Origin of the sequence: Microbacterium aurantiacum (genome assembly GCF_021654035.1) — a bacterium.
In the GTDB taxonomy this organism is placed as follows: domain Bacteria; phylum Actinomycetota; class Actinomycetes; order Actinomycetales; family Microbacteriaceae; genus Microbacterium; species Microbacterium aurantiacum.
Genome location: NZ_JAJPDW010000005.1, coordinates 70,116 through 84,095, shown reverse-complemented (window position 1 = coordinate 84,095; position 13,980 = coordinate 70,116). Strand labels below are relative to the sequence as shown.

General features: G+C 68.9%; 14 protein-coding genes and 1 tRNA gene. 5 read left to right on the top strand and 10 right to left on the bottom strand.

From position 1 onward, the window contains the following. Position 1: 1 nt before the first annotated feature. The 4 genes from LTL01_RS11475 to LTL01_RS11460 are packed head-to-tail and all read right to left on the bottom strand — an operon-like array spanning position 2 to position 5,799. Complete coding sequence (locus tag LTL01_RS11475) at positions 2–1,807, bottom strand: acetolactate synthase large subunit (RefSeq protein ID WP_053548372.1); 1,806 nt, start codon at positions 1,805–1,807, stop codon at positions 2–4. Positions 1,808–1,849: 42 nt separating this feature from the next. Next, positions 1,850–3,553 (bottom strand): dihydroxy-acid dehydratase, encoded by a 1,704-nt coding sequence (gene ilvD / locus LTL01_RS11470; RefSeq protein ID WP_053548373.1) that lies wholly within the window; start codon positions 3,551–3,553, stop codon positions 1,850–1,852. Positions 3,554–3,562: 9 nt separating this feature from the next. Further along, positions 3,563–4,336 carry a trehalose-phosphatase gene (gene otsB, locus LTL01_RS11465; protein ID WP_053548374.1) on the bottom strand — a complete coding sequence of 258 codons (774 nt, stop codon included), beginning with the start codon at positions 4,334–4,336 and terminating at the stop codon, positions 3,563–3,565. After that, complete coding sequence (locus LTL01_RS11460) at positions 4,333–5,799, bottom strand: alpha,alpha-trehalose-phosphate synthase (UDP-forming) (RefSeq protein WP_197273003.1); 1,467 nt, start codon at positions 5,797–5,799, stop codon at positions 4,333–4,335. Before LTL01_RS11460 ends, otsB begins: the two co-directional genes overlap by 4 nt. Positions 5,800–5,931: 132 nt before the next feature. Here LTL01_RS11460 and LTL01_RS11455 point away from each other — a divergent pair, with 132 nt between their 5' ends. Beyond that, positions 5,932–6,183, top strand: coding sequence for a hypothetical protein (locus LTL01_RS11455; protein WP_053548376.1), 252 nt, complete (start codon positions 5,932–5,934; stop codon positions 6,181–6,183). Between the two features lie 13 nt (positions 6,184–6,196). On the opposite strand, the gene LTL01_RS11450 is transcribed toward LTL01_RS11455, so the two are convergent. From LTL01_RS11450 to LTL01_RS11440, 3 genes are read right to left on the bottom strand one after another with little or no spacing between them, the layout of a single operon-like run. Beyond that, a complete protein-coding gene (locus tag LTL01_RS11450; protein WP_236968664.1) occupies positions 6,197–7,381 on the bottom strand; it encodes an acetyl-CoA C-acetyltransferase in 1,185 nt (394 codons plus the stop codon). Next, the gene (locus tag LTL01_RS11445) at positions 7,378–8,034 is read right to left on the bottom strand and encodes a CoA transferase subunit B (RefSeq protein WP_197273004.1); all 657 of its coding nucleotides are present in this window, start codon (positions 8,032–8,034) and stop codon (positions 7,378–7,380) included. The genes LTL01_RS11450 and LTL01_RS11445 overlap by 4 nt, the downstream gene beginning before the upstream one ends. Before the next feature lie 2 nt (positions 8,035–8,036). Continuing rightward, the gene (locus tag LTL01_RS11440; protein ID WP_053548378.1) at positions 8,037–8,816 is read right to left on the bottom strand and encodes a CoA transferase subunit A; all 780 of its coding nucleotides are present in this window, start codon (positions 8,814–8,816) and stop codon (positions 8,037–8,039) included. Between the two features lie 126 nt (positions 8,817–8,942). Here LTL01_RS11440 and LTL01_RS11435 point away from each other — a divergent pair, with 126 nt between their 5' ends. Beyond that, positions 8,943–9,728 (top strand): IclR family transcriptional regulator, encoded by a 786-nt coding sequence (locus LTL01_RS11435; protein ID WP_053548379.1) that lies wholly within the window; start codon positions 8,943–8,945, stop codon positions 9,726–9,728. 14 nt (positions 9,729–9,742) lie between these two features. On the opposite strand, the gene LTL01_RS11430 is transcribed toward LTL01_RS11435, so the two are convergent. Both LTL01_RS11430 and LTL01_RS11425 read right to left on the bottom strand, forming a co-directional pair. After that, entirely contained in the window at positions 9,743–10,666 is a 924-nt protein-coding gene (locus LTL01_RS11430; RefSeq protein WP_236968663.1) for an alpha/beta hydrolase, read from the bottom strand. A gap of 73 nt (positions 10,667–10,739) precedes the next feature. After that, positions 10,740–10,815 (bottom strand) — tRNA-Lys (locus LTL01_RS11425). Positions 10,816–10,919: 104 nt separating this feature from the next. Between LTL01_RS11425 and LTL01_RS11420 the strand changes: the two genes are divergently transcribed. From LTL01_RS11420 to LTL01_RS11410, 3 genes are read left to right on the top strand one after another with little or no spacing between them, the layout of a single operon-like run. Continuing rightward, complete coding sequence (locus tag LTL01_RS11420; protein WP_236968662.1) at positions 10,920–11,747, top strand: inositol monophosphatase family protein; 828 nt, start codon at positions 10,920–10,922, stop codon at positions 11,745–11,747. Between the two features lie 33 nt (positions 11,748–11,780). Further along, positions 11,781–12,371: a hypothetical protein gene (locus LTL01_RS11415; RefSeq protein ID WP_236968661.1), complete on the top strand. Its 591-nt coding sequence runs from the start codon at positions 11,781–11,783 to the stop codon at positions 12,369–12,371. Between the two features lie 42 nt (positions 12,372–12,413). Then, a complete protein-coding gene (locus LTL01_RS11410; RefSeq protein ID WP_236968660.1) occupies positions 12,414–12,953 on the top strand; it encodes a YaeQ family protein in 540 nt (179 codons plus the stop codon). Positions 12,954–12,961: 8 nt separating this feature from the next. On the opposite strand, the gene LTL01_RS11405 is transcribed toward LTL01_RS11410, so the two are convergent. Next, entirely contained in the window at positions 12,962–13,939 is a 978-nt protein-coding gene (locus tag LTL01_RS11405; protein ID WP_236968659.1) for a zinc-binding dehydrogenase, read from the bottom strand. Positions 13,940–13,980: the final 41 nt, after the last annotated feature.

Here is a 13,980-nt window from a genome sequence, read left to right as displayed (position 1 = left end):
CTCAGTCCTCCTGCTCGCCGAAGGCGGGCGAGTGGTCGCGGGCGTACTGCACGTAGCTGTTGCTGACGCCCTGCGGCACCATCGGCCACACCATCGCATCCGCACTCACGACGAAGTCGATGACGACGGGACGGTCGTCGGTCTCCAGAGCCGTCTTGATCGCGGCATCCACGTCCTCCTCCTTCTCCACGCGGATCGCGAGGCACCCGTAGGCCTCGGCGAGCTTGACGAAGTCGGGGATGCGGATCGAGCCGTGTCCGGTGTTGAGGTTCGTGTGCGAGTAGCGACCGTCGTAGAAGAGGGTCTGCCACTGGCGCACCATGCCGAGGGAGGAGTTGTTGATGATCGCGACCTTGATCGGGATGTTGTTGATCGCGCAGGTCGCAAGCTCCTGATTGGTCATCTGGAAGCATCCGTCGCCGTCGATCGCCCACACGGTGCGCTCCGGTTCGGCGACCTTCGCTCCCATCGCGGCGGGAACGGCGTAGCCCATCGTTCCGGCTCCCCCGGAGTTCAACCAGGCGTTCGGACGCTCGTACTTGATGAACTGGGCCGCCCACATCTGGTGCTGCCCCACGCCGGCGGCGTACACGCCCTCCGGGCCCGTGAGCTCGCCGATCCGCTGGATCACATACTGGGGCGCGAGAAGACCGTCGGAGGTGGGTGCGTATCCGAGGGGGAACTCCGATCGCAGTCCGTCCAGGAACGACCACCACTCCGAGATGTCCGGGCGTGCTCCGTCGATCGCACCGCGGAAGGCGGCGTCGAGATCGACGAGGACGTCCTTGAGGTCGCCGACGATCGGCACATCCGCGGTGCGGATCTTGGAGATCTCCGCGGGGTCGATGTCGACGTGGATGACCTTCGCGTGCGGAGCGAAGAGGGCGGCCTTCCCGGTGACGCGGTCATCGAACCGCGCCCCCAGGGTGATGAGCAGGTCCGCCTCCTGGAGGGCGAGGACCGCGGGTACGGTCCCGTGCATCCCCGGCATCCCGAGGTGCTGTTCATGCGAGTCGGGGAACGCGCCCCGCGCCATCAGCGTGGTGACCACCGGTGCGCCGGTGGACTCGGCGAGGGACAGCAGCTCCTCGGACGCCCGGGCGCGGATGATGCCGCCGCCGACGTAGAGGACCGGCTTCTTCGCCTCCGCGATGAGCTGCGCGGCGGCCTGGATCTGCTTGCCGTGCGCCTTGGTGACGGGGCGGTAGCCGGGCAGGTCGATCTTGGGGGGCCATACGAACGGCGCCTCCGCCTGCTGGGCGTCCTTCGTGATGTCCACGAGCACCGGCCCGGGACGACCCGTCGAGGCCACCTCGAACGCCGCGGCGATGGCGCCGGGGATGTCCTCCGCGTCCTTGACGAGGAAGGAGTGCTTGGTGATCGGCATCGTGATGCCGACGATGTCCGCCTCCTGGAAGGCGTCCGTTCCCATCAACGTCGAGAACACCTGTCCGGTGATGCAGACGAGCGGGACGGAGTCCATGTACGCATCGGCGATCGCCGTCACGAGGTTCGTGGCACCGGGGCCGGAGGTCGCGATGGCGACCCCGATCTTGTTGGACGCCGCGGCGTAGCCTTCCGCGGCGTGGCCGGCCCCCTGCTCATGGCGCACGAGGATGTGGCGGATCTCCGAAGTGTCCATCAGGGGGTCGTACACCGGCAGGATCGCGCCGCCCGGGAGACCGAACACGTCGGTCACACCGAGCAGTTCGAGCGAGCGGACGACCGCCTGTGCGCCGGTGAGCACGGGCGCGGACGCGGTGCGGGCGGGGGGCCGGGGAAGGGCCGTTGCTGTTTCGGCGGGCATGGTGATGATTCCTCGATACGAGATGGGTGGAGTGTGGGGCCGTCAGCCCGTGACCGCGCCCTCCGCAGCGGAGCGCACGAGACGGGAGTACTTGGCCAGGACGCCACGGGTATAGCGCGGGGGCAACGGCTCCCAGCCGTCGCGGCGGGAGTCGAGCTCTGCATCGTCGACGAGTAGGTCGAGAGTGCGAGCAGCGATATCGACCCGTATCAGATCACCATCGCGCACGAAGGCGATGGGACCAGCGTCCACCGCTTCGGGTGCTATGTGGCCGATGCACAGGCCGGTTGTGCCGCCCGAGAATCTGCCGTCCGTCAAGAGTAGTACATCTTTTCCGAGGCCGGCTCCCTTGATGGCGGCGGTGATGGCGAGCATCTCGCGCATTCCCGGCCCACCCTTGGGGCCTTCGTAGCGGATCACGATCACGTCGCCCTTTGTGATCTCGCCCGCCTCGAGTGCGTCCATCGCCGAGCGCTCGCGCTCGAACACCCGGGCCGGCCCCTCGAATACGGAGGCGTCGAACCCGGCGGTCTTCACGACGGCGCCTTCGGGAGCGAGCGATCCGTGCAGGATCGTGATGCCGCCCGTGGCGTGGATCGGGTCGTCCAAGCGGTGGATGACCTTGCCGTCGATCGGCTCGGGGGCGAGATCCTTAAGATTCTCGGCGAGGGTCTTGCCCGTCACGGTCAGCGCGTCACCGTGCAGGAGACCCTCGTCGAGCATCGCCTTCATCACGACGGGGATGCCACCGTGGCGGTCGACGTCGTTCATCACGAACTGACCGAACGGCTTCATGTCGGCGATGTGGGGCGTCTTGTCGCCGATCCGGTTGAAGTCGTGAAGGTCGAGGTCGACCTCGGCCTCCCGTGCGATGGCGAGCAGGTGGAGGACCGCGTTGGTCGAACCGCCCAACGCCATGACGAGCGCGATGGCGTTCTCGAACGCCTCCTTGGTCAGGATGTCCTTCGTGGTGATGCCCTGACGGAGGAGGTTCACCACCGCCTCGCCCGAGCGGTGCGCGTAGTAGTCACGTCTCCGATCGGCCGCCGGTGGCGCCGCCGAGCCCGGCAGGCTCAGCCCGAGCGCCTCACCCACGGAGGCCATCGTGTTCGCCGTGTACATGCCGCCGCAGGCGCCTTCACCGGGAACGATCGCGCATTCGATGCGCTTGAGGTCGGCTTCGCTCATCTTGCCTGCGAGGCACGCCCCCACACCTTCGAACGAGTCGATGATAGTGACGTCCTTCTCGGTCCCGTCCGAGAGCTTGACCCACCCCGGCATCGTGGATCCGGCGTACAGGAACACGCTGGCGAGCCCGAGACGGGCGCTGGCCATCATCATCCCGGGGATCGACTTGTCGCATCCCGCGAGGAGAACGGTGCCGTCCAGCCGCTCCGCCATGATGACCGCTTCGACGGAATCGGCGATGACCTCACGCGACACCAGCGAGAAGTGCATCCCCTCGTGACCCATCGAGATGCCGTCCGACACCGAGATCGTCCCGAACTGCAGCGGGTAGCCACCCCCCGAGTGGACGCCTTCCTTGGCGCCCTGCGCGAGGCGATCGAGGCTGAGGTTGCACGGAGTGATCTCGTTCCAGCTGGACGCGATCCCGATCTGCGGCTTCTCCCAGTCGTCGTCGCCCATGCCGACGGCGCGAAGCATCCCGCGGGAGGTGGTGGCTTCGATGCCGTCGGTGACGACGCGGCTACGGGGCTTGATGTCGATGGGGTCCTGAGAGGGCATTCCCGAAGTCTATTGCGCGCGCGCAACCCGCTCCGTCGCGAGACGGACCAGGACGTCCGCGAGGGCATCGATGTCAGGCACCCGCAGCGTCGCCGCCGACTGCCGGTCACCGACGTGGATGCCGAGGTCATCGGCGGAGAGGCTGCGCAGGGCGTCTTCGTCGGTGACGTCGTCGCCGGCGAAGACGACCGCGTCCGCCTGCGTCCATGCGCGCAGTTCCGCGACCGCGCTGTCCTTGCCCTCGGAGCGGAAGGCGTACTCGACGATGTTGTGCCCCGTGCGGCGGCGCCAGTGGGGGGCCGCCTCGGCGACGAGGGCGTCCACCCGTCGCCGGGCGTCCTCTTCCGTCGCCCGGTCGGCGGAGCGGGTGTGGACCCCGAGACCGAAGGTCTTCGGCTCGATCCATACCCCTCGCATGCCCGTCGTCGCCGCTTCGGCGCGACGCTGGAGCTCCTCGCGCAGCGCACCGGCCGCCGCGTCCTCGGGATGGGTGACGACTCCCCGCTCAGGGCTCCAGAACTCTGCTCCGTGGGACCCGGCGAGGAGGATCCGCGAGGAGTCTTCATGCTCCGCGATGACGCGCAGATCCCGCAGACTCCGTCCGGAGACCAGCGCGACGGTGGTGCCAGGCGCCTCCACCAGCCGTTCCACCGCGGCGCGCGCGGAGGCGCTCATCCGCGCCGTCATCGGCTCATCCACCAGCGGCGAAAGCGTGCCGTCGAAATCGAGGGCGACGAGGAGGCGATCGACCGCGGTCACGGCCGTGAGGTCGACGGCGCTCATGACGCCTCCGGCGCGGTCGCGCCCTCGGTCTGCCGTTCGCCGCCCACGGCCGTGTGCCGGTGCTTCGCCGCTTCCAGGGCCGCGAGGAACGAGCGGGACCACTGCGCCACGTCGCTCTCGATGACCTTCTTGCGCAGCGATCGCATCCGCCTCCCCTGCTCCGCCGGGGGCATCTCGATCGCCCGGATGATCTGGTCCTTCATACCGTCGATGTCGTGCGGGTTGATCAGGAGTGCACTCGGCAGCTCATCCGCGGCTCCGGCGAACTCGCTCAGGACGAGCACGCCGCGATTGTCTGTGCGGGTGGCGACGTATTCCTTGGCGACGAGGTTCATCCCGTCGCGGAGCGCGGTGACGAGCATGACGTCGGCGGCCAGGAAGAGCGCCACCATCTCCTCCCTCGGATAGGCCTGATGGAGATAGCGGATGGCGGTGTGGTCGGTCGTGTCGAAATCCCCGTTGATGCGGCCCACGGTGAGTTCGATCTCATCGCGCAGCTGCATGTAGGACTCGACCCGCTCTCTGCTGGGGCTCGCGACCTGGACGAGGGTGACGTCCTCGACCGTCAGTCGGCCGTCCTGCAGGAGCTCTCCGAAGGCCTTCAAGCGGTGCCGGATGCCCTTGGTGTAGTCGAGCCTGTCCACGCCGAGGAGGATCCGCTTCGGATTGCCCAGCCCCTCCCGGATCTCGCGGGCCCGCTGCTGCACCTCGGGCCTGCGGGCCAGTTCGACATACGACTCCGCGTCGATGGAGATCGGGAAGGCCTTGGCCAGGGCGTTGCGGTACGAACCGTCCCCCAGCGGCACGGAGATCCCCGATGCCTTGGTCTGGTACCGCAGCTGACGACGGACGGCGCGGGCGAAGTTGCCGGCGTCGGCGACCCGCTGGAACCCGATGACGTCCGCCCCGAGGAGGCCCTCGAGCACCTGCCGACGCCAAGGCAGCTGGGAGTAGAGGCCGTGGGCGGGGAACGGGATGTGATGGAAGTAGCCGATGACCAGATCAGGTCGGAGCTCGCGCAGCATCTTCGGCACGAGCTGGAGCTGATAGTCCTGCACCCACACCGTCGCCCCCTCGGCGGCCACCTCCGCGGCCGCCTCCGCGAATCGCCGGTTCACGCGGACGTAGGCTTCCCACCACACGCGGCGGTAGCGGGGCGCGGCGATGACGTCGTGATACAGCGGCCAGAACGTGTCATTCGACATGCCCTCGTAGTACTGCTCGACGTCCTGCGCCGAGAGTCGAACGGGAACGAGGAATGTGCCGTCGAATTCGAACGGCTCCAGCTCGAGGTCGGGCTTCCCCGCCCAACCGACCCACGCACCCTCCGACGAGCGCATGACAGGCTCGAGCGCGGTGACGAGGCCCCCGGGCGAGCGGCGCCATCCGTCATCCCCCTCTGCGCCGACGACGCGGTCGACGGGAAGACGATTGGCGACGACGACGAACTCGGCCTCGGTCACACGGGCTCCTGACACTCGAGCGGACGGAGATGTCAGGCTATCGCGCGGTCCACGGACGATCGGGCCCTTGACGCCTCGCGACCGCCCTGTCAAGGGCGACGGGTCGATGGTCGCGCACGCTAGCGTGTCGACATGCGCAAGTACCTCTTCGGCACCGGCATCATCACCGCGATCACCGGCGGGATGACCCTGCTCCGCTCGTTGCGCAGCGACGAGCCGTTCACCTGGCGCACTGCTCTGGCGTGGCTCAGCTGGGGCATCAGCCTTGCCCTGGCCATCGGTACCATCGTCGACACCCGGCGCGCGTCCCGGGGAATGATCGTGCCGGATGACTCCCCGGTCAGCGGCAAGGCGCAGAAGATGTTCGAGAAGCGCCACCGCTGAGTTCCCACCCGGCTCACCGGGTCAAGATCAGCGCGTCCCCCTGACCCCCGCCTCCGCACAGCGCGACGGCGGCGGCGCCGCCACCGCGGCGCACGAGCTCGTGTACAGCGTGAACGACGAGACGGTTCCCCGAGGCGCCGATGGGATGACCCAGGGCGATCCCTCCCCCTTGGGGGTTCACGCGATCGTCGTCGATCCCGAGGTCGTCTTGGGACTTCGCCACAACCGCGGCGAACGCCTCGTTGATCTCCACGATGTCCAGGTCCGTCGCCGTCATCCTCTGGCGACCGAGAGCCTGGGTGATTGCACGCGCGGGCTGGGCGTGCAGGGAATTGTCCGGGCCCGCGACCTGCCCCACCGCGCCGACCGCCGCGAGGATCGGCCAGCCCTCTGCATCCGCATGCGCCCGGGTGGTGAGGACCACGGCCGACGCGCCGTCGGAGATCTGCGATGCGTTCCCCGCGGTGATGGTGCCGTCCGCCGCGAAAGCCGGGCGCAGCCGGGCAAGCGTGTCCACATTCGTGTCGGCGCGGATGCCCTCGTCTGCACGGATGACGAGCGGGTCGCCCTTTCGCTGGGGGATCTCGACGGCGATCATCTCGGCGTCGAAGAGCCCGGCTGCCGTCGCCGCGGCCGCGCGCTCATGCGAGCGTGCCGCGATCTCGTCCTGACGGGCGCGCGTGATCCCGAGCGGCAGGTTGTGCCGCTCGGTCGACGCGCCCATGCTCTCCCGGTCGAACGCGTCGGTGAGCCCGTCGTAGGCCATGTGGTCCAAGACCTCCACGGACCCGTACGACCAGCCTTGGCGCGAGCCCGTGAGCAGGTGCGGCGCCTGGGACATCGACTCCATGCCGGCGGCGACGACGACCCGCGCGTCACCGAGCCGGATCATGCGCGCGGCGTCGATGACGGCCGTGAGACCGGAGAGGCAGACCTTGTTGACGGATGCCGCGGGCACGTCCCACCCGATCCCCGCGCCGATCGCCGCCTGGCGCGCGGGGTTCTGCCCCGCACCGGCGGGCAGCACCTGCCCGACGAGGACCGCATCGACGATCTCGGGGTCCAGCCCTGCTTTCCCCAGCGCTCCGCGGATCGCGGCGCTGCCGAGCGCCGTCGAGCTCAGCGAGGAGAGCGCTCCCTTCAGGCGCCCCTGCGGGGTCCGGGCGGCGGCGACGATGACGACGTCTCGACTGTTCATGACTGCTGTTCTCCTTCGACGACCGCGACGGTCAATTCGGGTTCGGTGGCGGCGCGCACATCTTCGACGCTCACGCCGGGCGCGAGTTCGACGAGCACGAGACCCGTCTCGGTCACATCGATCACGGCGAGGTCCGTGATGATCCGATCGACGACGCCGCGACCGGTGAGGGGCAGGGAGCATTCGCGGACGATCTTCGGGGTCCCGTCCTTCGCGACGTGTTCCATGAGGACGATCACCTTGGCGGCCCCGTGCACGAGATCCATCGCTCCGCCCGGCCCCTTGACCATCTTCCCGGGGATCATCCAGTTGGCGAGGTCGCCGGCCGCCGATACCTGCATGGCGCCGAGGATCGCCGCGTCGATCTTGCCGCCGCGGATCATTCCAAAACTCATCGCCGAGTCGAAGAATGCCGAGCCGGGCAGGACCGTGACCGTCTCCTTGCCCGCGTTGATCAAGTCGGGGTCCACCGCGTCCTCCCCAGGGTAGGGACCGACGCCGAGGATGCCGTTCTCAGACTGCAGCACCACCGTCACCCCATCGGGGACGTAGTTCGGCACGAGCGTGGGCAGCCCGATGCCGAGGTTGACGTACGAGCCGTCGCCCAGTTCCCGGGCGGCACGGGCAGCCATCTCCTGACGCGTGAGTGCCATGCTCAGTTCCCCTCTCCGTCGACGGCGACGGTGCGCCTCTCGATGCGCTTCTCGATCGCCGACCCCACCTCGACGATCCGGTGGACGTACACGCCGGGGAGGTGCACGGTGTCGGGGTCGATCTCCCCCGGCTCCACCAGTTCCTCGACCTGCACGATGCACACGCGGCCGGCCATCGCGGCGAGCGGATTGAAGTTCCGGGCCGCCTTGCGGAACACGAGGTTGCCGTGACGATCTCCGCGGAGAGCGTGGACCAGCGCGTAGTCCGTCACGATCGCCTCCTCCAGCACGTACTCACGAGGGATTCCGTCGGGGGCGAAGGAGCGGACGTCCTTCGCCGGGGAGGCGACGGCAACGCCGCCCGCGCCGTCGTAGCGGCGGGGCAGTCCGCCCTCGGCGACCTGGGTGCCGACCCCGGTCTGGGTGTAGAAGGCGGCGATCCCCGATCCCCCGGCCCGGAGCTTCTCCGCGAGAGTGCCCTGGGGCGTCAACTCGAGCTCGAGTTCCCCGGACAGGAACTGACGCTCGAACTCCTTGTTCTCCCCCACGTAGGACGACGTCATCTTCCGAATGCGGCGGTCCTTCAGCAGGATGCCGAGACCCCAATCGTCGACACCGCAGTTGTTCGACACGATCGCGAGCTCGCGCACTCCGCGCTCGTGCACCGCTTCGATGAGGGACATCGGGTTGCCGGACAAGCCGAATCCGCCGACCGCGAGGGACGCGCCGTCGGGGATGTCGGCGACAGCGGACGCTGCCGATTCCCAAGTCTTGTCGATCACGCGAGAAGCTCCTTCGATCCGAAAAGGACGCCGCGCCGGCGCCTCCTCGACCATCGTCGTCCGCGACGGGCTGCACGGCGACCGGACGCTTGCGATGTGGACATCTGGTCGTCTAGCGTCCACGATGTGGACACTCCTCGCGCGATCCCCGGTGCGCAGGCGATCGCGCGCGCGGCCCTCCTCCTTCGTCTGGTGTCCGCGGCGGGGGTGGAAGGGCTCACGGTCTCCGCACTCGCGCGGCAGTCGGCCCTCACCCGTCCGACGACGCACCGTCTCCTCTCGGCGCTTCGGAAGGAGGGGCTCGTCGATCAAGACGAAGCCCGTGGCACATGGACCCCCGGCCCCGAGCTCTACCTCATGGGCGCCGCGGCCGCCGCACGGTATGACGTGACCGCGGTGGCCCGCGACATCGTGCGGTCCCTCGCTGTCCGCACCGAGGAGAGTGCCTTCCTCTCAGTCAGACGGGGCGACGAGACGGTGTGCCTGCTCCGGGAGGAGGGCAGCTTCCCGATCCGCTCCTTCGTGCTGTCGGAAGGGATTCGATTCCCTCTCGGCGTCGCCTCCGCGGGGCTCGCGATCCTCTCCTTCCTGCCGGCTCACGATATGGACGACTATCTCGACCGGCATCCGGAGCTGCCTGACCGCTGGGGCGCTGCCCATGCGCCGCACGATGTCCGCCGGCGCGTTCGCGAGACCCAGCTGCGCGGATACGCCGTGAACCCGGGGCTCATCGTGGAAGGAAGCTTCGGCCTCGGAGCGGCGGTGTTCAACCGAGACGGCCAGCCGCAGTGGGCGCTGAGTCTGACCGGCGTGCAGTTCCGCTTCGGTCCGGATCGCCTTCCCGAACTCGGCCGGACCCTCCTCGCGCATGCTCATCAGCTGACCACCCGGATCGCCGCAGCGCGGTCCTGACCGGGCGGCGGGGTCTACCGTTCGGACATCCGCGTGATCGCCTGGGCGACCGATCCCACCACGCGTGCGCCGGCGGGCGCCATGATGATCGTGTAGTGGTTGACCCCGAGGACCGCGGTGTGCGCGATCCCCGGGTAGTGCGCCAGAAGACGACTGAGGTACCCGGGGGCGTAGAGGCCCGGGGGCTCGTCCCGATACCCGCGCGGGGCCGTCAACAGAGTGGTCGGGTGGCGGAGGGCGGCGAGGGCGGCGGGCACAGCCTCCCCCATGTTGCTGTCCAACGTGTCCTCGATCATCACGCGATAGCTCGTCACCGGGCGGAGAGCCCCGTGACCGTCATCGACGAGGTCGTATCGGAGGTAGCGCTCGAGTTCCTCCGACCAGTGACCGCAGAACGCGGGATGACCGCGCCAGAACGCCAGGTACTCCTCATCGTCCGCGAAGCGCATCGACAAGCGCGCCGCCGTGGGCCCGAGGAGACCGGAGACGAGGGCGTCCGGATCGGCGTCCCGGGGCAGATCCAGCGGGAGCCCCCCGTCGATGAGGACGAGACGCGACACCCGGTCCGCGTGCCGGTGCGCGAGCACGACGGCGACGAAGGCGCCCATCGAGTGCGCAATCACCGGCACCCGGTCGATGTCCAAGGCATCCAGGACGAGGGCGAGGTCGTCCGCGTGCACGGCCATCCCCGCGCGTCCGTCGACGTGCTCGCTCCGACCGCGGCCGCGCAGGTCCGGTGCGACGAGCCGGACACCCGGGAGCTGGGAGACGACGAACGACCACGCGAGGTGAGACGCGGTGATCCCGTGGACGAGCAACGCCGTGGGCGCATCGACCAGGTCGTCTACCGGATCCCACACCGCGACGGTGAGCGTACCGCCGGGAACGGCGACCTCGACCGTGCGATGACGGTGGGTCCGAGTGTCGTGGATGCTCACCGAAGCAACCGTACCCGCCCGGAGACGACACGAGGGCCTCGCCGAAGCGAAGCCCTCGTGCCCTTCCCGTGTGTGGTGCACCCCCAGGGACTTGAACCCTGAACCCACTGATTAAGAGTCAGTTGCTCTGCCGATTGAGCTAGAGGTGCGTGGATCCGATCGGAAAACCGACGTCTCGAACCGAGGGTCAACACTAGCATCACGATCCCGTCACGCGGAAATCGAGCACCGAGTCCGCGGGTATCCTGAAGCGGTGACGTCTGCTCCCCCGCCCTCCTCCTTCGACGCGGAGTTCTCCGGGGACCTGACCGCCGATCTCGCGTTCGCGCTTGCGCTGGCGGATGCCGCGGACGCGGTGTCGATGACGCGGTTCGACGCTCCCGACCTCGAGGTGAGCACGAAAGCCGACAGCAGCCACGTCACGGAGGCCGACCTCGCCACCGAGCGCGCGCTGCGGGAGCGGATCGAAGCCGGGCGGCCCGGTGACGGGATCTTCGGCGAGGAGTACGGCACGACGGGCTCGAGCGAGCGTCGATGGATCATCGACCCCATCGACGGGACGGCGAACTATCTGAAGGGCATCCCGATGTGGGCGACGCTCATCGCCCTCGCCGTGGACGGCGTCCCCCGGGTCGGCGTGGTGAGCCAGCCCGCGCTCGGGCGACGCTGGTGGGGCGCCACGGGCCTCGGCGCGTGGACGCGTTCCGCGGACGGACGAGAGCGCGCCCTGCGCGTGTCGAGCGTGGACGACATCGCGACGTCGAGCGTCAGCTTCCAGAGCATCGGCCAGTGGCGCGACGCCGGCAGGGAGGCGGAGCTCCACCGCCTCACGCGAGCGGTGTGGCGTGACCGAGGGTACGGCGACGCATGGCCCTTCATGCTCCTGGCCGAGGGCCGCCTCGAACTCGTCGCCGAGTTCGGCGTCAAGGAGTACGACATCGCCGCGCACGTCCCGATCATCCGGGAAGCCGGTGGACGGGTGACCTCCTTCGACGGAGAGGACGATCTCGCCGCCCGCTCCGTCCTCGCCACCAACGGCATCCTCCACGCGTCGTTCCTCGACCTGCTCCACAGACCCTGACCACTTCCGACAATCCCCGCCGGAGACTCCCCCATGATCCCGCCTCGCGTCCGCTGGACCGCCGCGCTCCTCGCTCTTCCCCTCGCCCTGGCCGCGACATCGTGCGCGCCCCAGGAGCCGGAGCCCTCAGCACAGCCGACCCCGTCCGCGTCGGCTCCGGCGATCGCCGAGCCCGAACCGGAGCAGTCCGTGGAACCGGGAGCCGACGCAGAGGTCGACCCCACCTGCGAGACCATCATCGCCACTTCGATCGTCACCGAGTTCGAGCGGATCGGCTGGACCTCGCGTGAGGAACCCTTCTACGTCGGATCGACAGAGCTCGAGGACGGACTCCGTTGCATGTGGGCGGACTTCGACGCACCCGCCAGCGACAACCTGCAGATCTTCGGCTGGTCGCCCATCGACGAGCAGGCCACCAGATCCGCGCAGACCGAGCTGGTGGGGCAGGGCTGGATCCGGGAGGAAGCGGCAGAAGGCGTCTACGTCACCGAGAACCCCGAGACGATCATCGCCCCGGACGAGAACGGTTACGGCATCACCTATTTGTTCGGGGACGGCTGGGTCACCGTTGCGGACACGAAGCAGGGACTCGTCCTCATCGAATGGCCCCCTCCGGCATCCTGAGCCGCCGCGACAGGCGTCGCGCATCGCCTATGCTCGATCTCCATGGCCGCCGGCGCGACGATGTACTCCTTCCAGGTCACCCTGGCCGACGTCGATCGCGGGATCTATGAGGACCTGGCGCTGCGCGTCGCGCGACATCCCTCCGAGACGGGCGCCTTCATGCTCACGCGCTTGCTGGCCTACTGCCTCGAATACACCGACGGCATCGTCTTCAGCGACGGGATCTCCGCTGCGGGTGAGCCGGCGGTGTACGCGAAGGACGCGACCGGGGCTCTCGTGATCTGGGTCGAAGTGGGAGCCCCCGATGCGGCCCGTCTGCACGACGGATCCCTGCGTTCGCCGCGGGTCGCGGTCTACACCCACCGGGATCCCGCCAAGGTCGCCGCCCCCTGGTCGGGCAAGCGCATCCATCGGAGCGAGGAGATCTCGCTGCACAGTTTCGACCCCGGATTCATCGACCGAGCGACAGAGGCGCTCGAGCGACGCACCGTCGTCTCGGTCTCCCGCGTCGAAAACACCCTCTACCTCGAACTGAACGGGTGGCAGGGCCAGAGCGCGCTGCACGCCCAGCGCGTGTCCTGACCTTCGGGTCAGAACCGCAGCAGGACCTTCCCCGCGCGGCCCGCCCGCGCGTTGGCGCGGACAGCGTCGGCGATCTCCGCGGCGGGGAAGATCTCCTCCACGGGCAGCGACACCTCACCCGAGGAGATCCGGGTGACGAGTTCGCCCATCAGACGCGTCCTCGTGGCGGCGTCCATGTCCTTGCTGACCCGGCTGCCCCAGAAACCGCGCACCGTGAGCTGCCGGAAGATGATGTCGCCGGTGGGGAGGGACAGATTCGGCTCACCCATGGACCCGAAGACGACGAGGGTCCCCGCGTCGCTCAGGAGCGAGACCAGGTCTTCCGCCGCCTGACCGCCGACCGAATCCACTGCGGACCGCGCCGTCGCGCCGCCGATGATCTCGGCCGCCCGTTGCTGCCAGTCGGCGGAATCTGTGGCGACGACATCTGCGATTCCGGCCGCAGTCAGCTCATCGACGGCGGCGGATCGGCGGACGAGGCCGAGGACACGGATACCGCGGGCCGCCGCGAAGGGGACGACCAGCCGTCCGACCGCGCCGTTGGCGGCGTTCTGGACGATCCAATCGCCCTCCTCCGCGCCGAGGGAATTGACGAGACTGAGCGCGCTGAACGGCATCGAGATCCACTGCGCCGCGGTCTCGTCGGACACCTCGTCCGGAACGGGGACGAGCGCTGCGGCACGGGCGATGAACGACTCCGCCCACACGCCGAACGCTCCGGCGGAGGACACCCGCTGGCCGACGCGAAGCCCCTGGACGTCGGGACCGACGGCGTCGATCACCCCGACCGCCTCCGTCCCCGATCGGGCCGGAAGTTCCGGCCGATACCCGTAGGTGCCGCGGACAGTCCACAGATCATGGTTGTGGATCGCCGCCAACGCGGTACGGACCCGGACTTCTCCGGGGCCCGGCTCGTCGGTCTCCTGCTCCACCAGGGTCAGGACGTCGGCAGGTTCTCCGAAGGTGTGGTGCATGAGTGCTCGCATGCGGGGCACAGCGCGTGCGGGGTCCCTCGTATTCCCGCCCC